At 71.7% G+C, this 21922-nt stretch carries 26 protein-coding genes; 9 read left to right on the top strand and 17 right to left on the bottom strand.

Annotation, left to right across the window (positions count from 1 at the left end):
* Positions 1–157 precede the first annotated feature (157 nt).
* Entirely contained in the window at positions 158–361 is a 204-nt protein-coding gene (locus MUY22_RS16270) for a DUF397 domain-containing protein (protein WP_247060644.1), read from the top strand.
* On the opposite strand, the gene MUY22_RS16265 is transcribed toward MUY22_RS16270, so the two are convergent.
* From MUY22_RS16265 to guaB, 4 genes are all read right to left on the bottom strand, one after another.
* Positions 345–1478 carry a GuaB3 family IMP dehydrogenase-related protein gene (locus MUY22_RS16265; protein ID WP_247060642.1) on the bottom strand — a complete coding sequence of 378 codons (1134 nt, stop codon included), beginning with the start codon at positions 1476–1478 and terminating at the stop codon, positions 345–347. The genes MUY22_RS16270 and MUY22_RS16265 overlap by 17 nt on opposite strands.
* Positions 1479–1554: 76 nt before the next feature.
* Positions 1555–2019, bottom strand: a complete 465-nt coding sequence (locus MUY22_RS16260) for a hypothetical protein (RefSeq protein WP_247060640.1) — start codon at positions 2017–2019, stop codon at positions 1555–1557.
* Between the two features lie 11 nt (positions 2020–2030).
* Complete coding sequence (locus MUY22_RS16255; RefSeq protein ID WP_247060638.1) at positions 2031–2525, bottom strand: hypothetical protein; 495 nt, start codon at positions 2523–2525, stop codon at positions 2031–2033.
* A gap of 225 nt (positions 2526–2750) precedes the next feature.
* Positions 2751–4262, bottom strand: a complete 1512-nt coding sequence (guaB, locus tag MUY22_RS16250) for an IMP dehydrogenase (RefSeq protein ID WP_247060637.1) — start codon at positions 4260–4262, stop codon at positions 2751–2753.
* A gap of 129 nt (positions 4263–4391) precedes the next feature.
* On the opposite strand from guaB, the gene MUY22_RS16245 reads away from it, so the two are divergent.
* Complete coding sequence (locus tag MUY22_RS16245; RefSeq protein ID WP_247060636.1) at positions 4392–4787, top strand: DUF5319 domain-containing protein; 396 nt, start codon at positions 4392–4394, stop codon at positions 4785–4787.
* A 67-nt stretch (positions 4788–4854) separates the two neighbouring features.
* On the opposite strand, the gene MUY22_RS16240 is transcribed toward MUY22_RS16245, so the two are convergent.
* The 4 genes from MUY22_RS16240 to MUY22_RS16225 form a co-directional block, all read right to left on the bottom strand.
* Positions 4855–5799: an anti-sigma-D factor RsdA gene (locus MUY22_RS16240; protein WP_247060635.1), complete on the bottom strand. Its 945-nt coding sequence runs from the start codon at positions 5797–5799 to the stop codon at positions 4855–4857.
* Positions 5800–6372: a sigma-70 family RNA polymerase sigma factor gene (locus tag MUY22_RS16235; protein ID WP_247063912.1), complete on the bottom strand. Its 573-nt coding sequence runs from the start codon at positions 6370–6372 to the stop codon at positions 5800–5802. It lies immediately after the preceding gene.
* A 397-nt stretch (positions 6373–6769) separates the two neighbouring features.
* Complete coding sequence (locus MUY22_RS16230; protein ID WP_003073605.1) at positions 6770–7366, bottom strand: response regulator transcription factor; 597 nt, start codon at positions 7364–7366, stop codon at positions 6770–6772.
* 131 nt (positions 7367–7497) lie between these two features.
* The gene (locus MUY22_RS16225) at positions 7498–8352 is read right to left on the bottom strand and encodes a hypothetical protein (RefSeq protein ID WP_247060634.1); all 855 of its coding nucleotides are present in this window, start codon (positions 8350–8352) and stop codon (positions 7498–7500) included.
* A gap of 33 nt (positions 8353–8385) precedes the next feature.
* Between MUY22_RS16225 and MUY22_RS16220 the strand changes: the two genes are divergently transcribed.
* The gene (locus tag MUY22_RS16220; RefSeq protein WP_247060633.1) at positions 8386–8532 is read left to right on the top strand and encodes a hypothetical protein; all 147 of its coding nucleotides are present in this window, start codon (positions 8386–8388) and stop codon (positions 8530–8532) included.
* 62 nt (positions 8533–8594) lie between these two features.
* On the opposite strand, the gene MUY22_RS16215 is transcribed toward MUY22_RS16220, so the two are convergent.
* Positions 8595–9500 carry a MerR family transcriptional regulator gene (locus MUY22_RS16215; protein ID WP_371827673.1) on the bottom strand — a complete coding sequence of 302 codons (906 nt, stop codon included), beginning with the start codon at positions 9498–9500 and terminating at the stop codon, positions 8595–8597.
* A 231-nt stretch (positions 9501–9731) separates the two neighbouring features.
* On the opposite strand from MUY22_RS16215, the gene MUY22_RS16210 reads away from it, so the two are divergent.
* On the top strand, positions 9732–10052 hold the full coding sequence (locus MUY22_RS16210) for a WhiB family transcriptional regulator (protein WP_305879369.1): 321 nt from the start codon (positions 9732–9734) through the stop codon (positions 10050–10052).
* Positions 10053–10252: 200 nt separating this feature from the next.
* Here the strand turns inward: MUY22_RS16210 and groL are convergent, their stop codons facing one another.
* From groL to MUY22_RS16195, 3 genes are all read right to left on the bottom strand, one after another.
* Positions 10253–11866, bottom strand: coding sequence for a chaperonin GroEL (groL, locus tag MUY22_RS16205; RefSeq protein ID WP_247060629.1), 1614 nt, complete (start codon positions 11864–11866; stop codon positions 10253–10255).
* 97 nt (positions 11867–11963) lie between these two features.
* Positions 11964–12257 (bottom strand): co-chaperone GroES, encoded by a 294-nt coding sequence (gene groES, locus MUY22_RS16200; RefSeq protein ID WP_007031106.1) that lies wholly within the window; start codon positions 12255–12257, stop codon positions 11964–11966.
* A 212-nt stretch (positions 12258–12469) separates the two neighbouring features.
* Positions 12470–12871 carry an ArsI/CadI family heavy metal resistance metalloenzyme gene (locus MUY22_RS16195; RefSeq protein ID WP_247060627.1) on the bottom strand — a complete coding sequence of 134 codons (402 nt, stop codon included), beginning with the start codon at positions 12869–12871 and terminating at the stop codon, positions 12470–12472.
* A 73-nt stretch (positions 12872–12944) separates the two neighbouring features.
* Between MUY22_RS16195 and MUY22_RS16190 the strand changes: the two genes are divergently transcribed.
* Positions 12945–13277, top strand: a complete 333-nt coding sequence (locus tag MUY22_RS16190; protein WP_247060625.1) for a metalloregulator ArsR/SmtB family transcription factor — start codon at positions 12945–12947, stop codon at positions 13275–13277.
* Between the two features lie 72 nt (positions 13278–13349).
* Entirely contained in the window at positions 13350–15242 is a 1893-nt protein-coding gene (locus MUY22_RS16185) for an N-acetylmuramoyl-L-alanine amidase (protein WP_247060623.1), read from the top strand.
* A gap of 61 nt (positions 15243–15303) precedes the next feature.
* On the opposite strand, the gene MUY22_RS16180 is transcribed toward MUY22_RS16185, so the two are convergent.
* Positions 15304–16680 carry a glycosyltransferase family 2 protein gene (locus MUY22_RS16180; RefSeq protein WP_247060621.1) on the bottom strand — a complete coding sequence of 459 codons (1377 nt, stop codon included), beginning with the start codon at positions 16678–16680 and terminating at the stop codon, positions 15304–15306.
* Complete coding sequence (xrtP, locus tag MUY22_RS16175) at positions 16677–17186, bottom strand: exosortase P (RefSeq protein ID WP_247060619.1); 510 nt, start codon at positions 17184–17186, stop codon at positions 16677–16679. Before xrtP ends, MUY22_RS16180 begins: the two co-directional genes overlap by 4 nt.
* Positions 17187–17499: 313 nt before the next feature.
* Here xrtP and MUY22_RS16170 point away from each other — a divergent pair, with 313 nt between their 5' ends.
* From MUY22_RS16170 to wecB, 3 genes are all read left to right on the top strand, one after another.
* On the top strand, positions 17500–18264 hold the full coding sequence (locus tag MUY22_RS16170; RefSeq protein WP_247060617.1) for a choice-of-anchor P family protein: 765 nt from the start codon (positions 17500–17502) through the stop codon (positions 18262–18264).
* Between the two features lie 11 nt (positions 18265–18275).
* A complete protein-coding gene (locus tag MUY22_RS16165; protein ID WP_247060615.1) occupies positions 18276–18458 on the top strand; it encodes a peptidase in 183 nt (60 codons plus the stop codon).
* A 94-nt stretch (positions 18459–18552) separates the two neighbouring features.
* The gene (wecB, locus tag MUY22_RS16160; RefSeq protein WP_247060613.1) at positions 18553–19704 is read left to right on the top strand and encodes a non-hydrolyzing UDP-N-acetylglucosamine 2-epimerase; all 1152 of its coding nucleotides are present in this window, start codon (positions 18553–18555) and stop codon (positions 19702–19704) included.
* 18 nt (positions 19705–19722) lie between these two features.
* On the opposite strand, the gene tsaD is transcribed toward wecB, so the two are convergent.
* From tsaD to tsaB, 3 genes are read right to left on the bottom strand one after another with little or no spacing between them, the layout of a single operon-like run.
* Positions 19723–20769, bottom strand: a complete 1047-nt coding sequence (gene tsaD, locus MUY22_RS16155; protein WP_247060611.1) for a tRNA (adenosine(37)-N6)-threonylcarbamoyltransferase complex transferase subunit TsaD — start codon at positions 20767–20769, stop codon at positions 19723–19725.
* Entirely contained in the window at positions 20769–21248 is a 480-nt protein-coding gene (gene rimI / locus MUY22_RS16150) for a ribosomal protein S18-alanine N-acetyltransferase (RefSeq protein WP_247060609.1), read from the bottom strand. The genes tsaD and rimI overlap by 1 nt, the downstream gene beginning before the upstream one ends.
* On the bottom strand, positions 21245–21910 hold the full coding sequence (tsaB, locus tag MUY22_RS16145) for a tRNA (adenosine(37)-N6)-threonylcarbamoyltransferase complex dimerization subunit type 1 TsaB (RefSeq protein ID WP_247060607.1): 666 nt from the start codon (positions 21908–21910) through the stop codon (positions 21245–21247). The genes rimI and tsaB overlap by 4 nt, the downstream gene beginning before the upstream one ends.
* Positions 21911–21922: the final 12 nt, after the last annotated feature.

The following is a 21922-nucleotide window of genomic DNA, read 5'->3' as shown; positions in this document are numbered from 1 at the left end:
GCGTAACCCCGGGTCCGCTTCCTGACCAGAGGTAAGTTACTGGCCAGTCACCCGTCTGCACGCTTCTCGGACGGTGATTGTGGGTATACAAACAGTAGCTCGATGTTCACGTCGGCGAGACCCGTTCGGCGGGACACGATTTCCGGGAGGGACCGACATGGGCCCCCAGCAGCTCACCGGTTGGCGCAAGTCGAGCCACAGTCACTTCGAAGAGAACGCCTGCGTGGAGATCGGTTCCGCGCCCGGCGTCGTCGGGGTGCGGGACACCAAGCAAGCGGCACTCGGTGCCGCCCGCCCGGTGCTCGTCTACCCCGCGGAGGCCTTCGCGGCCTTAGTGCGGCACCTCACCGGCGAACGGTGAGCCCCACCCGCTGGAACTCCTTCAAATCCGAATAACCCGTTTTCGCCATCGCGCGACGCAGGGCCCCGAAGAGGTTCACCACGCCCTCCGCGTCGGACGACGGCCCGAACAGCAGGGTCTTGAGGTCGACGGCGTAGTCCGGCCCGGCCGCCACGCGCGAGCGCGGCAGCGACGGGTGCGCGGCCGCCGCCGTCCAGTACAGGCCCTGCCCGGGCGCGTCCGACGCGGCGGCCAGTGGTGAACCGAGCATGACGGCGTCCGCGCCGCACGCGATGGCCTTCGCGATGTCCCCCGACGTCGTCATGCCGCCGTCCGCCAGCACGTGCACGTAGCGGCCGCCGGTCTCGTCGAGGTAGTCGCGGCGGGCGGCCGCGGCGTCGATGACGGCCGTGGCCATCGGCACGCCGATGCCGAGCACGCGGTCGGTGCTCGTCACGCCCGGCGTGTAACCGTGGCCGACGATCACGCCGGCCGCGCCGGTGCGCATCAGGTGCATCGCCGTGCGGTAGTCGCTGACGCCGCCGGCGATCACCGGCACGTCGAGGCGGCCGATGAAGTCCTTGAGGTTCAGCGGCTCGGCGTCGCGCACCACGTGCTCGGCGGAGATGATCGTGCCCTGCACGACGAGGATCTCGACGCCGGCCGCGATCAGGTCCGGGGTCAGCTCGGCGGCGTGCTGCGGGCTGACGCGCGCGGCCACCGTGACGCCGGACTCGCGGACCGTCTTGATCGCCTCGGTCAGCAGGTCGAGCCGGATCGGCGCGGCGTGCAGCTCCTGCAGCACCCGGCCGACGGCGGTCGGGTCCTCGACGTCCTCGGCCGCGCGGACCAGCTGGAAGATCGCGTCCTCGACGTTCGGGTGCCGGGCCCAGAGCCCTTCGGCGTTGAGCACGCCCAGGCCGCCGAGCTCGCCGACGGCGACCGCGGTGCCGGGCGAGACGATCGCGTCCGTCGGGTGGGTGACCAGCGGCAGGTCGAAGCGGTAGGCGTCGATCTGCCACGAGGTGGACACCACCGACGACGACCGGGTCCGCCGTGAGGGCACGATCTCGACGTCGTCGAGGTCATACGCCCGCCGCGCGGTGCGGCCCATCCCGATCTCGACCAGGTCCCGCACGTGAAGCCTCCTCCGACGACGACAATCTGCCGTGCCCCATTGTCGCCAGTCCGTGTGGGTGACCCGCGCACGGGGGTTAGAACAGCAGGAACACGGGCACCGCGCCCGCCGCGAGCCCCGCCGCGGAACCGGCCAGCCCCAGGCCCAGCCGGCGCTGCTCGGCGGTCCCGACGAGGACGGCGGCCTGGATCCAGCCCCCGAACAACACCGCCCAGAAGACCAGGGCCAGGCCCGAGCCGACCGCGACCCGTTCACCGAGGCGCTCGACCGCCCGCACCTGGTGGCCGACCTCGGAGATCTCCAGGCGGACCGGCTCACCCGGCGGCATGTCGAAGCCCTCGTCGGCGCTCCAGGCTTCGAACCGCTCGCCTTCGGCCGTGCGGAAGACGAGGTGGTGGCTGTCCCCCGTGCTGCTCCGCGTCACGGTGACGGCTTCGGTCCGCTCGACCGGCCCGATCGACTGAACGGTCCAGAACGCCGCGAAGCAGAGGGCGGCCCCGGCGGGGATCGTCACCAGCGCCGCCGTCGCGAGCGTCGCCACGCGGCCCACGGCTACACGCGGACGAACACGGCGACCGGCGACAGGGTCGCGCCCAGCGCCAGGGCCAGCCAGGTCGCCATGGGTGGATAGACGTTGAGCCGGACCGCGCCGAAGTAGACCGCGCCCAGTGCGAGCAGGGACGCGACGATCAGGAGCACCGGCCGGATCACGCCCGCCCGCAGGTCGAGCACGCCGCCGCCGGCCCGCAGGTAGGCGATGGTGCCGTCCGCGGTCGAGACGTCGAGCGCGACCGGCTGCCCCGGCGGCAGGTCGAGGCCGGACCCGACGGTGGTGATGCTGTAGTGCCGCCCGTCGGCCGCGTCGATGCCGATGGTGTGCCGGACGGCGCCGTCGTCGCCGCCGACCGGGAGCTCGCCCCGCTCGTGGGACGCCACGTGCCCGTCGACGCGGTAGGTGGGCGCGTCCCGGCCCGCGAGCACCTGGCACATGAGACAGACGACGCCGCCGAGGAACAGCGAGACGAGCGCGACTGCCGTGAAGAACACCCTGCGGAGCAAGCGCGTGAAGCGGCCGGCCGTCATGGCGTCCAGTGCACACCAAGGTGGCCACGGAAGGCGATAGGCCAGTTACCGTAAGCACTCTGGGTAACGAAGGTTCAGCCGAAGAGGCCTATGGCCCAGGCCGAACGGGGGCATTTGCCGCCGGAAGACCCGCGATCTTGTAATCAGAGCAGGTCGCGAGCGGTGCCGTGGGCACCGCTCGCGCCTCCCTCAGCGAGTCGTGTAGTTGGGGGCCTCGACGGTCATCGTGACGTCGTGCGGGTGGCTCTCCTTGAGCCCGGCCGCCGTGATCCGGACCAGCTGCGCCTCCTGCAGCTGCGGGATCGTCTCGGCGCCCGCGTAGCCCATGCCCGCGCGCAGGCCGCCGACCAGCTGGTGCACCACGTTGGCGAGCGGGCCGCGGAACGGGATCCGGCCCTCGATGCCCTCCGGGACCAGCTTGTCCTCGTTGAGCACGTCGTCCTGGGCGTAGCGGTCCTTGGAGTAGGACTTGCCCTCGCCGCGCGACTGCATGGCCCCCAGCGAGCCCATGCCGCGGTAGACCTTGAACTGCTTGCCGTTGACCAGGATCAGGTCGCCGGGCGCTTCGGCCGTGCCGGCCAGCAGGCTGCCCAGCATCACGGTGGACGCGCCGGCTGCGATGGCCTTCGCGATGTCGCCGGAGTACTGGATGCCGCCGTCGCCGATCACCGGGATGCCCGCCGGGCGGGCGGCCTGGTCGGCCTCGTAGATCGCCGAGATCTGCGGGACGCCGACGCCGGCGACGATCCGGGTGGTGCAGATCGAGCCCGGGCCGACGCCGACCTTGACGCCGTCCGCGCCCGCGTCGACCAGCGCCTGCGCGCCCGCGCGGGTCGCGACGTTGCCGCCGACGATGTCGACCGCGTCGCCCAGCTCCTTCTTCAGCAGCGAGACGGTGTCGACGACCGCGCGGGAGTGCCCGTGCGCGGTGTCGACCATCAGGACGTCGACGCCCGCGTCGGCCAGGGCCATCGCGCGCTTGTGGCCGTCCGCGCCGACGCCGACCGCGGCGCCGACGATGAGCCGGCCGTCCGGGTCCTTCGTCGCCTTCGGGTACTGCTCGGTCTTCACGAAGTCCTTGACCGTGATCAGGCCGCGCAGCTTGCCCGCGCCGTCGACGATCGGGAGCTTCTCGATCTTGTGCCGGCGCAGCAGGCCGAGCGCGGCGTCCGCGGACACCCCGACCTGCGCGGTGATCAGCGGGGCCTTGGTCATGACCTCGGACACCGGGCGGCTGTGGTCGACCTCGAACCGCATGTCGCGGTTGGTGATGATGCCCACGAGGGTGCCGGCGGCGTCGGCGACCGGCACGCCGGAGATGCGGAACTTCGCGCACAGCGCGTCGACCTCGGCCAACGTGGCGTCGGGCGCGCAGGTGACCGGGTCGGTGACCATGCCGGCTTCGGACCGCTTGACCACCTCGACGGCGGCGGCCTGCTCGTCGATCGGGAGGTTGCGCTGGAGCACGCCGATGCCGCCCTGGCGGGCCATGGCGATCGCCATCCGCGCCTCGGTGACGGTGTCCATGGCGGCGGAGACCAGCGGCACGCCGAGCGTGATGTTCCGGGTCAGCCGGGTGCCGGTGTCGACCATGCTGGGGACGACGTCCGATTCCGCCGGCAGCAGCAGCACGTCATCGAAGGTCAGGCCGAGCATGGCGAACTTGGCCGGAACGGGGGCGGTGATGCCGTCGCTGGTCATAGCGGGTGAAGGGCCTTCCTGGCGCGGGGTGAGCGGCGTCGCTGTGGCGACTCGGAGCCTTCCCCTCATGATATCCGGGTCCGGCCCCCGCCCCGGGTGGTGGGCGAGCCGCGAGGACCGACCGGTAGCGTGCAGGCCGTGGCGCATGACGTTCTGCCTCCGGACCCGTTCGCGGACGACCCGGACGACCCGGCCCGCGCGTTCCTCGACAACGAGGAGCGGCTGGACGAGCCGATCAGCGACCAGGAACGCACCGAGCTGCTGGCCGATCTCTCTGATCTGGCCGTCTACCAGGCGCTTCTCGAGCCTCGCGGGGTCCGCGGGATCGTCGTGGACTGCGGCGAGTGCGACGAACCGCACTACCACGACTGGCACCTGCTGCGGGCCAGCCTGGAGCAGCTGCTGGCCGACGGGCGGATGCGCCCGCACGAGCCGGCCTACGACCCGAACCCCGGCGACTACGTCAGCTGGGACTACTGCCGCGGCTTCGCGGACGGCGTCACGGCGAACGAAAGCGCGTACTGAGCGCCCCTGACCGAACGAAGAAGCCCCGGTGAGTTTCCTCACCGGGGCTTCTTCGGCATCTGGACGACTACGGCGTATCGGTGACGCCCTGCTGGCCGGCACCGCCGACCGTCTCGCTGCGGGGTGACGTGCCCGGGTCGTTGCCGCTCGCGGCCGTGGAGGTCGGCGTGGTCGGCGGCGGGGGCGTCGTCTCGGTGGTCGGCGGCGGGGGCGTCACGGTCGGCGTCGCGGTGCCCGGCAGGCTGGTCGTGCCGCCGCTGCTGCCCGGGATCGACGTCGCCGAGCCGGCCGGCGGCACCTGCGTCGCCGAGACACCACCGGGCGGAATCTGCGTCGACGTGGGCTGCTGGGTCGGGCCCTGCACCGGCGCGTCCGGGTTCTGGAGCTGGGCGGCGAGCTGCCGGTGCTGCTCCATCAGCTGGTCTTTGTTGTCCTCGTCGCTGACCTGCGAGAGCGCGGTCTGGGCGTCCTGGAGGGCCTGGCGGGCGGCGACGAGGTCGCCGCCGGCGATGGCGAGGTTCGCCTTCTCGAGGTCGAGCTTCGCGTTCGCGGCCGCCTCGACCGAGTGGGTGTGATCGGAGTACAGGACCTTCGCGAGGCCCCAAAGCGTGTCGCCGGGCTCCGCGGAGCGCGCGGCCAGCCCGGTTCCGGTGAACGCGATCGCCAGCACAGCGGCGGCGACGGCGACCGGGACGAGCAGCCTGCGGCGGCGTCCGCTCGAGGCGTGCCGCCGCGCGAGAGCGGCGGTGGTGACGGTGCGTACAGCGGTGTCGACGTCGACCAGTTCGGCCAGTGGCTCACTGTCGATGTCTCTTCGCCACGCCACCAGCAACGCGTTGAGCTCCTGGTCGCCGAGGCCGTCGGCCAGGGCCGGGTCGGATCCGCCGAGCGCGTCGAGCAGGGCGTCGTCCGCCTGCACCGCCGTCAGGTCGGCGGCGAACTCCGCCTCCGAACCCGACAGGCCGCCGGCCCAGACGTCATCCGGCTCGAAACCCTTTTCGTGACCGGTCACTCAGAGCACCTCCTCCGCGGCCAGGACCTTTCTCAGCCGCGCGAGCGCGCGGTGCTGAGCGACGCGGACGGCTCCGGGGGTGGACCCCACGGCGTCCGCGGTCTCCTCCGCCGACAGGCCGACGACCACGCGCAGCACCACGATCTCCCGCTGCTTGTCCGGCAGCACCTGCAACAACTGGGACATCCGCTCGTTCAGCTCACCCTGCAACGCCCGCTGCTCGGGACCGACGCCACCCTCGACCTCGTCGGGGATCTCGGCGACCGGTTCGGCGCGGTTGCGAGCCGCCGCGCGGTGCGCGTCGGCCACCTTGTGCTGGGCGATCCCGTAGACGAAGGCCAGGAAAGGGCGCCCTTGGTCACGGTACGAAGGCAATGCCGTTAGCACCGCGAGACACACCTCCTGCGCAACGTCGTCCGCCGAAGCGAACGATCGCTCCTGCCTGCCAACCCGAGCGCGGCAATACCGCACTACCAGTGGACGGATAGCAGCCAGCAGCCGCTCCACTGCCTGGGGATCTCCCTCGACAGCAGCGGCGACCGGTTCATCCAGTCCATCCCCCACATTGGCCATCGCAGACAACAGTCCCAGTGTTACGTGTAGGCGTGCAAAGAGTCCGGCTCGTGGCTGCCCGCGCCGCGGACCGGTGACCGTTACCGTACCTGCGGCCGGCTCGGACCGGCGCGCGCGGTGCTCCCCGGCGCGCCGCGCCTGCCGGCGCCGCGAAAATACGGATTAGCCTCTGCGGCCCACGGTCGATGTCGTCGAATCAACGAGCGACCGGGGCCACAGGTACGAGTTCCCGTCCGGAGGGCGGGAGCCGGGGCGGGAGACCGCCCCGAGGGCTGCCCCGAAGGGCGCCGGAGTGTGATGGGGACCACACAGGTACGGGCCAGGACGATACGTCGCCCTGGCCCGCTGTCACCTGTATTCCGGCCGTGTCAGGATCGAGGAGAGTGCCGCGGAACGGTCAGCTGACCAGGCCGCGGCGGAAGCCGTGAGCCACGGCCTGCGCGCGGTCGCGCACGCCGAGCTTGCGGAACAGCCGCCGGGCGTGGGTCTTGACCGTGTCCTCGGACAGGTACAGCTCGCGGCCGATCTGGCCGTTGCTCTTGCCCTGGCTCATCCCGCGGAGCACCTGAAGCTCGCGCTCGGTCAGCTGGACGCCCGGGTCGGACGGCTGACGGGGCGCGGGCACCGAGGTGCTCGCGAGGGTGTGGGCCAGTGCGGCGACCAGCTCCGGCCGGGACGCGTCCCAGCGGAGGTAGCCGCGGGCACCACCGGCGATGGCGGCAGCGATGCTGCCGGCGTCGTCGGGGGCGCCGAACACGATGACGTTCGCCTGGGGGTTCGCGGAGACGAGCCGCCGGGTGGCTTCGACACCTGTCGGGACCGCGCGTTGCGTCCCGACCAGCACGACGTCGACGGGCTGACGGGAGTACCGGGCCAGCAGCTCGTCACCGTGCGCTACGCAGTCGATGCGACTGACCCCAGGGACCGCGGACATCACTCGGGTGAGCCCTTCACGGACACTGCGTCGGTCGTCGCAGATCAAGACCGTCGTCACGGGGTTTCCTTCCTGCAGCCGGGTGACATTCCACTTCCCCTATCGGACGCTTTAGCCCGAACCTTGACACGATCCGGTGGCTTTTTTTGAAACTTCTTAGCCCGGATGCCGGAACACCCCATTCCGACGGCTCAACCACCCGGGGCGGGGACCCATGGCGATTCCCCCGCGATCCTCCTCCCGCAAGGATCTGCGCTTCGTAACACTGCGTGCAACACCTCGGCGACTCTGAATCGATACTCCTCGGCGTGTCCTGGGCGCAGGTCGGCCGCGACGAGGGCGGCGGGCCACAAAAGTGAAAGCAATTCGCATTCTTCGGCGGCCGCCATTGCCTTTCCGACGAGAGCGTCCGAAATGTTCCGGTGATCGGGAGCTCCGGCCGCCCGCAGGGCCACGGCCAGCACGATGCCGGATTTGGTCGCGTGGCGGCGGGCACCACGGGCGACGGCGGTTTCGAACGCGCGCTCGGCGGGCGCCACGGCGGCGGCACCCTGACCTGCGGCGAGCTCGATCTCGGCGCCGACCCAGCCACCGCGGACCTCGGCCCGCCACCCGGCGTCCTGCGCCGCGGCCCGCGCGGCCAGCCGCCGCGCGGCGCTCAGCCGGCCCAGGGCGAGGTTGTCGGCGGCCAGCCCGAGCAGCGCGTCCGCCCGGGCCCCGGCGGGGTCGAGGCCATCCGGGTCGGGGTCGCCGCGCAGGGCCGCCGCCCGCGCGAAGGCCTCGCCGTCGAGTGCGCGGGCCCGGGCGTGGCCGCCCAGCTGCCGCCGGTGCGCCGCGAGGGTGCTGGCGGCCAGGGAGCCGAGCAAGGGGTCGCCCGCGGCACGCAGGGGGTCCAGGAGCGCCGCGGCGGCCGCGTACCGCCCCTGGGCGCCCAGGACGACGGCGGCGAGCAGGCGGGCGCGTGGCGGCCCGGTACCGCGCAGGACGGCGGGGTCGGGCCGCGGGTCACTGCCGAAGGCCGCGGCGCGGAGGGCGGGTTCGTGCACCCGTCCTTTCTAGCGCCTGCCACCGACAGAAACATGATCGAAGTGCGCTGGGCCCGGATCGAGCCGGCCCGGGGCCGCGGCTCGATCCGGGGTGCGGACGGATCGGCCGAATGGCCGCAGGACGGATCGAGCCACAACCAGCGCACGACGCGCTGCGCGTTGGGCTCGGCACGGCCGTGAGGGGCACCCTCAGGGACCTGAGCGCCCTGAAGGTGCCCTTCACGGCGTTCCGCGCGGGTCGGTTAGTGGTGGACCCCGACCAGGACGTGCTCGATGCGGTCCGCCGCGCCCTGCAGGTCCGGGAGGTGCTCCACCTTGTCCGGCAACCCGGACGGGTCCCAGCCCGGGCCGCAGGCGAACAGCCGGCTCCGCTGGCGCCCGCGCGACACCCGGGCGAACAGGCGGGTGTCCGCCATCCCGTGGCGGTGGGCCCACAGCACCACCGCCGCCGGCGCGCTGCGGCGGACCGCCACCGCCAGGACGTCCGCGGGCAGCGGGACCCCGAACAGCTGGGCGCCGATCCGCCGGCCGGCCAGTGACGCCGCAAGCGCGTACATCGGCATCGTGTCGCGCTCCTCCGGGACGCAGCCGAGCAGCACCGGGCGGGTGTTGCGCGGCTCGTCGAGCACCGGGGTGGCGCGGATCAGGGCGGCGTACACGCACTCGGCGAGCAGGTACTCGACCTCGGCGCCCGCGCTGGCCCCGCGCCAGCGGGCCCGCAGCGCCGACAGGACCGGTTCGAGGACGCCCGTCCAGGCGGGCAGCACCCCCAGCTCCGCGACGGTGTCGGCGAGCATGCGCTGCACGGCGTGGACGTCCATGGCCAGCGCGGCGGTGCTCAGCCGGCGCGCCAGGCGGGAGCGGACCTCGTGACCGTCGTCGGCGGTGCCGGGTTCGGGAGGCTCCTCGGGCTCCTCCGGCTGCGGTGAGCCGGAGCGCGGGATCTGCTCGAGGGCGTAGCGCGCGGCCTCCGCCGTCGACGCGCCGCTGAGGAGGGCCCGCTGCATCAGTTCGAGCCGGCCGATGTCGGAGGTGCCGTAGCGGCGGTGACGGCCGTCGGTGTGGCGGCTGGGGCCCAGCCCGTAGCGCCGGTCCCAGGTTCGGAGGGTGGACGGCGCGACCCCGAGCCGGCGGGCGACCGAGGCCACCGGCAGGGTGGGTTCTTCGGTACCCGACCCAGCTCCCACGAGCCTCAATATCCAGGCACCCACCGAGGTCGGCAACCGGAGGCGAACCCCCCGCTCACACATCCGGGGGATGCCTAACGGCTGATATCGAACCGAATCGCTTGAACAACTATTGGCGCGCTTCTAACGTTACGGCCGTTGCACCGAATGGAGTATCGGCACCACAGCAGAGCAGCTAGCGGCATCGACCGAATGACGGAGGCGGTCAGGATGGCAGACACGCGCAGGCTCCCAGGACCCAACGCCGACATGTGGGACTGGCAGCTGGAGGGGTCGTGCCGGGGGATGGACAGCGCGTCCTTCTTTCACCCGGACGGCGAGCGCGGCCCGGCGCGGGCACGGCGGGAGGCCAGGGCGAAAGCCGTGTGCCTGAGCTGTCCCGTTTTGGAGATGTGCCGCAGCCACGCGCTGGCGGTGCACGAGCCCTACGGCATCTGGGGCGGGCTCTCGGAGTCCGAACGCGAACACTTGATCAAGGCCGACAAGCGCACGCTCAGCATGTCGGGCGGCTGAAGGCCCACGAACACCGGAGGGCGGCGCCGGGTGGGGTGGCCGCCCTCCGTGCTTTCCGGGTGAGTTCTGCCCGGGACGGGACCGGGGCGGCATCCCTCGCGGATGCCGCCCCGTTTTCGCGCGCGGAGCAGGCCCCGTCCGAGACGAGAAAGGGGCGGCACCCCTTGCGGGATGCCGCCCCTCTCGTGCTCAGGACTGCGTCAGTGCGAGTGGCCGTGGCCCGCTGCGGCGGACTCTTCCTCGGCCGGCTTCTCGACGATCGACGACTCCGTCGTCAGCACCAGGCGCGCGATCGAGGCGGCGTTCGCCACCGCGGACCGGGTCACCTTGACCGGGTCGACGATGCCGGCGGCCAGCAGGTCCGTCAGCTCGCCGGTGGCGGCGTTGAAGCCGTGGCCCCAGCTCTGCTCCCGGACCTTGTTCACGATGACCGCACCTTCGTGGCCCGCGTTGGTCGCGATCCAGAACAGCGGGGCGGACAGCGCGTCACGCACGATGCGGACACCGGTCGCTTCGTCGCCCTCGAGGCCGAGGCCGTCTTCGAGCTCCTTGACCGCGTGCACCAGCGCCGAGCCGCCGCCGGGCAGGATGCCCTCTTCGACAGCCGCCTTTGTCGCCGCCACGGCGTCCTCGATGCGGTGCTTGCGCTCGTTCAGCTCGGTCTCGGTGGCCGCGCCGACCTTGATCACCGCGACACCGCCGCCCAGCTTCGCGAGCCGCTCCTGCAGCTTCTCGCGGTCCCAGTCGGAGTCGGTGGTCTCGATCTCCTTGCGGATCTGCGCGATCCGGCCCTGGATGGCGTCCTTGGCCCCGCCGCCGTCGACGATCGTGGTGTCGTCCTTGGTGACGACGATCCGGCGGGCCTTGCCCAGCGAACCGAGGTCGGTCTCGGACAGCTTCTGGCCGATCTCCGCGGAGACGACCTCACCACCGGTGACGAACGCGAGGTCGTCCAGGAACGCCTTGCGACGGTCACCGAAGAACGGCGCCTTGACGGCGACGGCGGTGATCGTCTTGCGCAGCGAGTTCACCACGAGGGTGGACAGCGCTTCGCCGTCGACGTCCTCGGCGATGATCAGCAGCGGCTTCTTGGCCTCAACGACCTTCTCGAGCACCGGCAGCAGCTCCGCCAGCGACGAGACCTTCTCGCGGACGAGCAGGATGTAGGCGTCCTCGAGGATCGCCTTCTGCTCCTCCGGGTTGGTCGCGAAGTGCGCCGAGAGGAAGCCCTTGTCGAACTGGACGCCCTCGGTGATCACCAGCTCGGTCGCCAGGGTCGACGACTCCTCGATGGTGATGACGCCGTCTTCGCCGACCTTCTCGACGGCTTCGCCGAGCAGGGCGCCGATGTTCGCGTCACGCGAGGTGACGGTGCCGACCTGCGCGATGCTCTCGCGGCCCTTGACCGGGGTCGCCTTGCTCTTGAGGACCTCGATGACCTTCGCCGCGGCGGCTTCGATGCCACGGCCGATCGAGGTCGGGTTCGCGCCGGCCGCGACGTTGCGCAGGCCGACCTTCACCAGCGACTGCGCGAGCACCGTCGCGGTCGTGGTGCCGTCGCCGGCGACGTCGTTGGTCTTGGTGGCCACGCTCTTGGCGAGCTGGGCGCCGAGGTTCTCGAACGGGTCGTCGAGCTCGATCTCACGGGCGACGGTCACGCCGTCGAGGGTGATGGTCGGGCCGCCGAACTTCTTGTCGAGCACGACGTGGCGACCGCGCGGGCCGAGGGTGACCTTGACCGTGTCGGCGAGCTTGTTCACCCCGCGCTCCAAGGCGCGACGAGCGTCCTCGTCGAATCTGATCTGCTTGGGCATAGCGTGTTCCGCTTACCTTTCGGTGGGTCTGAAACGCACGAACGCCCCGCTCCCCGGCTTGTGCGGGGCCCGGGGCGTCATGCGCTGCGAGCGGACGTCAGTTGATGACGGCCAGCACGTCGCGGGCGGACAGGATCAGGTAGTCCTCACCGTTGTACTTGACCTCGGTGCCGCCGTACTTCGAGTAGATGACGACGTCGCCGACGGAAACGTCGAGCGGGACGCGGTTGCCCTTGTCGTCGATCCGGCCCGGGCCCACGGCCAGAACCTTGCCCTCCTGGGGCTTCTCCTTGGCGGTGTCGGGGATGACGAGACCGGAAGCGGTCGTCTCCTCGGCCTCACTCGTCTGGACAACGATCTTGTCCTCGAGCGGCTTGATGTTCACGCTCACCGGGTTGACCTCCACGGTCGTCGAAAGCGTTGGCAGGTTGTGGTTACGGCTCTACCACCCCCGCCGTCGCGGGTGCCGGGGCTGTCGGGCCGTGCGATTAGCACTCTAGCCACGGGAGTGCCAGTCTCGCAAGGAGGGTGCGTCTTGCCGGTGATAACGCGCCTGACCGGCGGCTTTGTTCCGCCGCCCCCACCGCCGCCCACCGGCGCCGCTCAGGAGCAGCAGCCCCCGGACGGCGCCGCGCTCCCCGCGTCGACCTTGACGACGTAGACCTCCCACGGCTCCCGCCCCGGCCCGTGCACCCAAACCTTGTCCTGGACGGCGTAGCAGCAGGTGGTACCGGTCTCGGCCCGGGTTTCGAGGCCTTCGCCGGCGAGCCGCCCGGCGGCCGACTCGACCTGCTCGGCGGACTCGACCTCGACGCCGAGGTGGTCCAGGACCGTGGCCTGCCCGGGCTCGCCCTCCAGGAGGACGAGCTTGAGCGCGGGTTCGGCGACGGCGAAGTTCGCGTAGCCGGGCCGGCGCTTGGCGGGGCCGGTACCGAACAGCTTCGAGTAGAAGCCGATCGAGCCTTCGAGGTCGCCGACCCGCAGAGCGAGCTGTACTCGGGACACCACTGCCTCCTTGGATAGATGATTGTCTAAGCAGAGGATTGCGCCTTGGATAGACATCCGTCAAGATAGAGAGGTGTCGAATCAGCTTCCGATCGCCTGCTGCGCGCCGCTCGTCCGCGAGCCGCTGACCGGACCGCAGGCCGTGGAGCTGTCCGCGTTGTTCAAGGCGATGGCCGACCCGGTGCGGCTGCGCCTGCTGTCCCTGATCGCCTCCCACGGTGGCGGCGAAGCGTGCGTGTGCGACCTGACCGAGGCCTTCGACCTGACCGGCCCGACCATTTCGCACCACCTGAAGGTGCTGCGGGAGGCCGGCCTGATCACCGGCGAACGGCGCGGGACGTGGGTCTACTACCGCGTCCACCCCGAGGTGCTGGCCCGGCTGGCCGCCGTGCTCGTTCCCGCCTGAGCGCGGGCTCTTACCCCCGGCGTGAGTTTCTGGTTAGGTTCTCACCGTCTGGCACCTGAACCCTGGGGGTTTATGCCCATGTCGTCTCGTTCGCTCTCCAGAACGGCGGCGCTGGCCGCCGCCGTCGCCCTGCTCGGCGGGGCCCTCACCGGCCAAGCCCACGCCGCGAGCACCACCACCGATCAGCGGCAGCGGGACTTCGCCGCCGCCGCGGCCGAGTTCGGCGTTCCGGTGGACGTCCTGCTCGGCGTCTCCTACCTCGAATCCCGGTGGGACTTCAACGCCGGGACGCCCAGCGCATCCGCCGGCTACGGCCCGATGCACCTCACCGACCTGCGGGAAGCCGGGGTCGCCGGCAGTCACCACGACGTCGGCAGCGAGGACCCGCGCGGCGACGACGCGCGGCCCGCGCTGCACCCGGCCGCCGGGCCCGACGTGCCGCCGCAGACCGGGCTGCAGACCGTCGACGAGGCCGCGGCGCTGACGAAGACCGACGCGCGGACCCTGCGCACCGACACCCGGCAGAACATCCGGGGCGGCGCCGCGCTGCTCGCGAAGTACCACGTCGGCCAGACCGGCTGGTACGACGCCGTCGCGCGCTACAGCGGCTCGACCGGCGACGCCGCGCAGACGTTCGCCGACGAAGTCTTCGAGACGATCAAGAGCGGGATGAGCCGCACCACCGACGACGGCCAGCAGGTCACCCTCGCCGCCACGCCGGGCCTCGCGCTGCCGAAGCACGCCGAGGCCGCGGCGAACCCGGCGAACGTCGAGTGCCCGCGGACCGTCACCTGCGAGTCCGTCCCGGCGCCCTACCAGGAACTGCCGGGCAACGACTACGGCAACCACGACCTGGCCAATCGGCCGGTGAGCCAGAAGATCGACCACATCGTCATCCACGACACCGAGGGCTACTGGGACAGCGTCCTCAAGCTCGCCCAGGACCCGACGTACGTCAGCTGGAACTACACCATCCGCTCGGCCGACGGCCTGATCGCGCAGCACGTGCCGACCAAGGACGTCGCCTGGCACGCGGGCAACTGGTACATCAACGCGAAGTCGATCGGCGTCGAGCACGAGGGCTTCGCCGCGAAGGGCACCTGGTACACCGAGGCGATGTACCGCTCGAGCGCGAAGCTCGTCGGCTACCTGGCGCGCAAGTACGACATCCCGCTCGACCGCGCGCACATCATCGGCCACGACAACGTGCCGGGCACGGTCCCGTCGACGATCGCGGGCATGCACTGGGACCCGGGCCCCTACTGGGACTGGTCGCACTACTTCGACCTGCTGGGCGCGCCGCTCGGCGGGTTCGGCCTGCCCGGCTCGTCGCTGGTCACCATCGACCCGGACTTCGCGAAGAACCAGCCGCTCTTCACCGGCTGCGACACCGCCGGAACCCCTTGCGCGCCGAGGGGTTCCGAGGCTGTCGTGCTGCACTCGCAGCCCAGTGACGCCTCGCCGCTGCTGGTCGACATCGGCCTGCACCCCGCGGGCGGACCGTCCACAACGGACGTCTCCGACGTCGGCAGCCGCGCCGCCACCGGGCAGCAGTTCGCCGTCGCCGGCACCAGCGGCGACTGGACGGCGATCTGGTACCTCGGCCAGAAGGGCTGGTTCCACAACCCGCACAACGCGCGCGTCGCCAAGCCCGCGATCGGCCTGGTCGTGACGCCGAAGCCGGGGCTGGCCACGATCCCGGTGTACGGGCGCGCCTACCCCGAACCCGAGGCCTACCCGGCGAACCTCACGCCGCAGGCGATCACGCCGCTGCCGTACACGCTGGCCGCCGGGCAGAAGTACTCGTCGGCCGGGGTGGTCGGGTCGGAGTACTACTCGGCGACCACGTTCGACGTGGCCGATCACGTGGTCGTGAAGGGCAAGCTCAAGTACGTCCAGATCCAGTTCGGGCACCGGATCGCGTTCGTCAAGGCGGACGACGTCCGGTTCCTGCCGGCGTTCTAGCCCAAAGCCGTGAAGGCCTCCTTACCGGCCGTAAGAGCCGGGAAGGGGGCCTTCACGGCTTTCAGGCGTCGAGCGCGACCTTCGCTCCCCCGGTCCGCTCGGTGTTGCGGCGCGTCTTCGCCCAGCCGTTGCGGCCGCGGATCAGCCGGAACACGGCGCGCCACGACGTCACGTAGAACGTGTAGATGTACGCCGCGTAGGCGAAGCCCAGGCCGATGCCACGCAGCACATTGCGGCTGCGCAAGCACTTCAGCTGGTAGATCGGGCCCCAGACGATGAACGGCAGCAGGCCGAACGAACCGTAGATCGCGAACAGGATCCAGGCGCCGCCGGTGAACCACGTCCACATCTGCGCCGGGTCGCCGGCGGTGCTGAAGATCAGCAGCAGGAACGGGATCGGGTACAGCAGCGAGCCGAGCAGCTGCAGCCACGGCTGCGCGAGGTAGTACATCATCTCCGCCGCGCCGAGCGTGCTGACGTGCGGTGAGTCCCAGATCCGCCGCAGGTACCGCGCGCACTGCATGGTGCCCTGGCCCCAGCGCGTGCGCTGCACCAGGAACCGCCGCAGGCTGTACAGACCTTCCTGCGCCACATGGGAATCCGGGGTGAACCCGGTGCGCCAGCCCGCGGTCAGCAGGTGGACGCCGAGCTCGAAGTCCTCCAGCAGCGAGCCGCGCCACGGCTGCTCGCCGGGGCCGGCGATCGAGTCGAGCGCGGTGAGCCGGGTGAACTGGCCGTTGCCGCCCATGGAGATCGTGCCGGTGAAGCCGCGCGACGTCTGGATCGCCGCGATCGCCGTCCGGAACTCCAGGTCCTGCAGCTGCGCGAGCTTCAGCCCGAACCAGCGGCCGGCCGGGTTGCGCGTCGGCGGCGGGGTCTCGACGTTGCTCATCCGGACGTCGAGCTGCACCGCGCCGATCCCCGGGTCGCCGAAGAGGTGGTCCGCCGCGCAGACCTCGAGGCAGTTCGGCGCCGGGCGGCCGTCGGCGTCGACCACCACGACCACGACGTCGTCGCGGGCCGCGTCCGGCCCCATCCAGTCGTTCAGAGCCCGGTAGGCCGCGTTGAGCGCGTCACCCTTGCCGGTGCGGGCTTCGGGCCGGACGCGCGGCACGAGGTGCAGGTACGGGTCATAACCGCCGTTGCGCCGCCACAGCATCCGGACGACGCGGGCGGTGCGGTCCTCCGAGTCGTCGTCGACGACCCAGACGTGCGCGTGCCGGAACGTCGTGCGCAGGTAGCGGATCGTCTCGCGGATGACGGTCTGCTCGTCGCGGCACGGGACGAAGAAGTGCCACGTGAAGTCCGCCGGGTCGCCCACCGGGCCCGGCTTGCGGCGCAGGTACGGCACGACGATCAGCACGACGTAGACCAGGAACGCCACGCTCATCGTCAGCGCGAACGCCTGGGTGATCGCCAGCAGGACCTTGCCGCTCATGCGTTCTTCTTCCGCGTGGCCAGCCAGACGAACAGGACGAGCGAGACGGCGCCGCCGAACACGCTCACCATCGAGCCCAGCAGCGTGTGCCCCCAGTAGTAGCCCTCGTCCGGGCCGAGCCAATGGACCAGGCCGACGATCGTGAGAATGCGCAGCTGGTTCACCAGCACCACGACGACCACGGAAACGCCGAGGGAAAAGAACAGTCGTTTCGCATTGGCGGGCCGGAACCACAGCATGGCCATCGTCACAACGAGCAGTGGCAACAGAAGAAACGCCGACGAACATTCCGGCGTCATTCTCAACCCGAATGGAGCAGCACCGCTCAACCCAAAGTAAACGGACTCCCGATCACCGGCGACATAAACACCCGATGTAGTGATGATGTTGAGGATCGCGCCCGCCAGCTGCACTTCCAGCTCGCGGTACAGCCGCTCGGCCAGCACCACGACGGCGCCCGCGGCGGCCAGCGCGCCCAGCCCCACGACCAGCGGGAACTTCGCCATCCCTGAGTTCGGAGCGCTCGCTACGGCCACGACGTTCCTCTCGGTGTCGATTTCTCATGGAGGTTCAAGCGGCCATTCGGCAGGTGCGGCGGCGAACTTGCTAGACCGTCCGAGTGATGCCGTATTCGACCTGCGAAGACGTCCGAAAGCATTACCCGATCCGGTGATTCGGTGAATTTCATGTGCTATTCGAGGCCCTGTTGGCGATAGTCGATTCGCGTGCCGACTCGAGGCTGGCCGGACCGATCCGCGCCGGAGTCGTACACACCACGCGAACCCCCGAGAAACTCAGCGAAATTCGGAGGACCAGTTGATGAAGAGCTCCCTCGTGCGCCGTGGCGGACTGCTCGCCGCGGTCGTGGCGAGCGTCGTGCTCGCCGGCGCGGCCCCCGCTTCGGCGGCCCCCGGCGACGGTTCCGCGTACGGCGTCAGCGTGAACGTGACGCTGCTCGGCCGGCCCGCGGTGAAGGTGGGGCCGCTCGCGGTCGCCAACACCGCCGGCCCGACCACGAGCACCGTGGCCGGCGCGAACGCGGCCGGCATCCTGACGGCCGGGGTGATCACCGCCGAGGCCAAGCGTGACGACGACTCCGGCGCGGTGACGGCGAAGGCGACCACCGCCGACGTCGGCCTGCCGCTGCTCAAGGCCGCGCTCGGCACCGTCGGCGTCAAGACCGTCGAAGCCGTCTGCACCGCCACCCAGGAAGGCGTCAAGGGCAGCAGCACGCTGGCCGACGCGAAGCTCGGCAGCGTCGGCGCGGTCGACGCCAACCCGGCGCCGAACACCCAGGTCAAGGTGGCCGTCGGCCTGGTCAACGTCGCGACGATCATCCTGAATGAGCAGGCCAAGAACAAGGACGGCAGCCTCACGGTCAACGCGCTCCACGTGCAGCTGCTCGGCGGTGTCGTCGGCGCGCTCGGCTCGGGTGACGTGATCGTGTCGTCGGCGACCTGTGGCCCGGCCGCGCCGCCGATGCCGCTGGCCTCTGGCGCCGGCCTGTGGGTCGGGCTCGGCCTGCTCGGCGCCATCGCGCTGCCGGTCGGCACGCGTTTCCTCCGCAACCGCCGCACGGTCTGAGCGAGGTCCGGGTGTACAGGATGCCAGGTGCCGGCGTCGGCGTGGCCGGTGGCGGGGTGGGCACCCTCGCCGTCACCGGGGCCGACGTCGGGTGGTGGCTGGCCGTCGGTGTGCTGCTGGTCCTGCTCGGGACCGTCGCGCTGATCGCCGTCCACCGCCGCAGCCGCCGGCTCTCCCGGGCGCGGGAGCACTGAAACCCGGGGTCGCCGGCGTGCGCCCTCGCACGCCGGCGACTCCGGACGGAAATTCTCGTGGACACTGGACGATGTGGAAAAGAGGCACCGCGGGGTGGATGTGATGTTGCTGGCCGGGACCCGCCCGGAAGCGCTCAAACTCGCGCCGCTGGCGCTGGCCATGGACGCGCACCCGACACTCCGGCCGATCCTGGTCCACAGCGGCCAGCACGCGGGCATGGTCGAGCAGGCGCTGCTGCCGTTCGGCCTGGTCGCCGACGCGTGGCTGGACGTCCCGTCGCGCGTCACCGGCGGACAGGCGGAGCTCGTGGCGGGCCTGCTGCCTGCCCTCGACGACGCGCTGCGCCGGCTCGCCCCGGCCGCGCTGGTCGTCCAGGGCGACACGACGACGACGCTGGCGGGCGCGCTGGCCGCGTTCTGGCTGGGCATCCCGGTGGTGCACCTGGAGGCCGGGCTGCGCACGCACGACCTCACGGCGCCGTTCCCCGAGGAGGGCGCGCGGCAGATGGTGTCCCGCCTGGCCGCGCTGCACCTCGCCCCGACGCTCGGCGCGGCGGCCGAGCTGCGCGCGGAAGGCGTTGCGCGGCAACGCATCGCGGTCACGGGCAACACGATCGTCGACGCGGTGCTGGAGATCGCGGCGCGCGATCTCCCGGCGCGCGACACAGCGCTGGCCTTGCTGGAGATGGAGATCGCGGAGGCCGGCGAGCGGCTGGTGCTGGTGACGTCGCACCGCCGCGAGTCCTGGGGCGAGCCGCTGGAGCGGACGCTCGCCGCGGTGCAGCTGATCGTCGCCGAGCACCCGGACGTCCAGGTACTGTTCCCGGCCCACCCGAACCCGCAGGTCAGGACCCAGGTGGACGCCGCGCTGGGCGGCCTGCCGCGGGTGACGGTGACGGACCCGCTGGAGTACCCGGACCTGGTCCGCGCGCTGCGGCTGGCGTCGCTGGTGCTGACGGACTCGGGCGGTATCCAGGAGGAGGCGCCGACGTTCGGCACGCCGGTGCTGGTCCTGCGCGACGTCACCGAGCGCGCGGAGGTCGTCGACGCGGGGTGCGCGTGGCTGGTGGGTACGGACACGGCCCGCATCGCCGACACCGCGGCCCGCCTGCTGCGCGGCGAGCTGTGCACGGCCCAGGTCGGAAACCCTTACGGCAACGGCAATGCGGCCGTCTTGGCGGTGGCGGCGATCGAGGAGCTGCTGGGCGTCGGGACGCCCGCGCACAGGCACGCCGCGGCTTCCTAGGACCAAGACTCACGAGGCCTAGAGCGAGATGACGGTGACCGGGAGGGCCGGGTTCGCGCTGAAGTCCAGGGCCGCCGTGGGGCGCTTGGCCGCCACCACGTGGGCGCCCAGCGCGGCGATCATCGCGCCGTTGTCCGTGCACAGCCGCGGCCGCGGGACGCGCAGCTCGATGCCCGCCGCCGCGCAGCGTTCCGCCGCCAGCGACGACAGCCGCGAGTTCGCCGCCACGCCGCCGGAGATGACGATCGTGCCGATCCCCTGCTCCTTCGCCGCGCGGATCGCCTTCGCCGTCAGGACGTCCGCGACGGCTTCCTGGAACGACGCCGCGACGTCGTCCACCGGGATCTCCTCGCCGCGACGCTGAGCGCCTTCGACCCAGCGCGCGACCGACGTCTTCAAGCCGGAGAAGGAGAAGTCGAACTTCGCGTCGCGCGGGCCGGTCATGCCGCGCGGGAACGCGATCGCGGCCGGGTTGCCGTTCTTCGCCGCCTTGTCGATCGGCGGGCCGCCCGGGTACGGCAGGCCGAGCACGCGCGCGACCTTGTCGTACGCCTCCCCCGCCGCGTCGTCCACAGTGGACCCCAGCTCGGTGATCGACGACGCGATGTCGTCGACGCGCAGCAGCTGCGTGTGCCCGCCGGAGACCAGCAGCGCCAGGCACGGCGCCGGCAACGGCCCGTGCTGCAACGTGTCCACCGCGATGTGCCCGGCCAGGTGGTTGACGCCGTAGAGCGGCACGTCCAGCGCCGTCGCGTACGCCTTCGCCGCGGAGACGCCGACGAGCAGCGCGCCCGCGAGGCCCGGCCCCGCCGTCACGGCGATGGCGTCCACATCGGACAGTGACAGCCCGGCCGTGGCGAAAGCCCGTTCAGTCGTCGGGACCATCGCTTCGAGGTGCGCCCGGCTGGCGACCTCGGGCACGACGCCGCCGAAGCGCGCGTGCTGCTCGACGCTCGAGGCGACCTCGTCGGCCAGCAGCTCGAGCGTGCCGTCGTCGTGCAGGCGGACCAGGCCGACGCCGGTCTCGTCGCACGAGCTCTCGATGCCCATGATGATGCGCGACATCAGCCCGCCACCTCGTCTCGCGTCCGCGCGGGGCGGACCATCGTGTACGCGTCGGCGCCGGAAGGCTGGTAGTAGCGCTTCCGGATGCCGAGCCGTTCGAAGCCGTGGCGCTCGTACAGCCCGAGCGCGGTCGTGTTGTCCGTGCGGACCTCGAGGAACACCGGTGCCCCGAACTCGTCGGCGCGTTCGAGCAGGGCCAGCAGCAGCGCCTTGCCGATGCCTTGGCCCTGGTACTCCGGCGCGACGCCGAGGGTGTGCACGGTCGCCTCGTACTCGCCGCGGCGCCGCCCGAGGACGGCCAGCCCGCCGTACCCGAGCACCTCGTCACCCTCGTCCGGGCGGGCGGCCAGGTAGAAGTGGCCGATGTCCAGCTCGGAGTGGAACGCGTGGGCGTTCCACGGGTCGTCCCCGGGGAAGAGGATCTTCTCGATCTCGACGCAGCGGGCGATGTCCTTGCGGCGCAGGGGATCGAGTCTCACGGCGCGGTCACCCGCTTCGGCGCCGACGGCTCGGCGGCGTCGGGGCGCCGCAGGTACAACGGCGTCAGCGGCGCGGGCGTCTCCTGCGCGAGCAGGGCGCTCCGAGCGGCCTTGACCAGCCCGGCGGGCGACGGGAAGCGCGGCTCGATCGGCCGGACGTCGAGCACCGCGCCGTAGAGGACCGCGCCGTCGCCGGCCGCCGCCTTGACGTCGGTTTCGAGGTCGGCCGGGCGCTGGACGTCGGGGCCGTGCGTGCGCGCGCCGGACGCGTCGTAGGCCGCCCAGTAGACCTCGCGGCGGCGGGCGTCGGTGAGCACGAGGAACGGCTTCTCGCCCGGGGCGACGTCGGCGGCGATCGCGTCGAGGCTGCCGACCGGGTACACCGGGATGCCGAGCGCGTGGCCGAAGGCGGCCGCGGTGGCCATGCCGGCGCGCAGGCCGGTGAACGGCCCCGGGCCGACGCCGACGACGATGGCGTCGAGGTCCTTGAGGGTGACGCCGGCGGCTTCGGCCGCGGCCAGCGCGTGCGGCGTGATCAGCTCGCCGTGGGCGCGCGGGTCGACGGTGACGCGGTCGCCGCGCGTCTCGACCCGGTCGCCGTCCAGTGCGACGACGCCCGCGGTGACCGCCGGGGTCGAGGTATCGATCGCCAGTACCAACACGGTGTCCCAGCC

This window comes from Amycolatopsis sp. WQ 127309 (assembly GCF_023023025.1).
Lineage (GTDB): Bacteria > Actinomycetota > Actinomycetes > Mycobacteriales > Pseudonocardiaceae > Amycolatopsis.
Note: the sequence above shows the minus strand (reverse complement) of the source record. Positions and strands in the feature narration are given on the sequence as shown.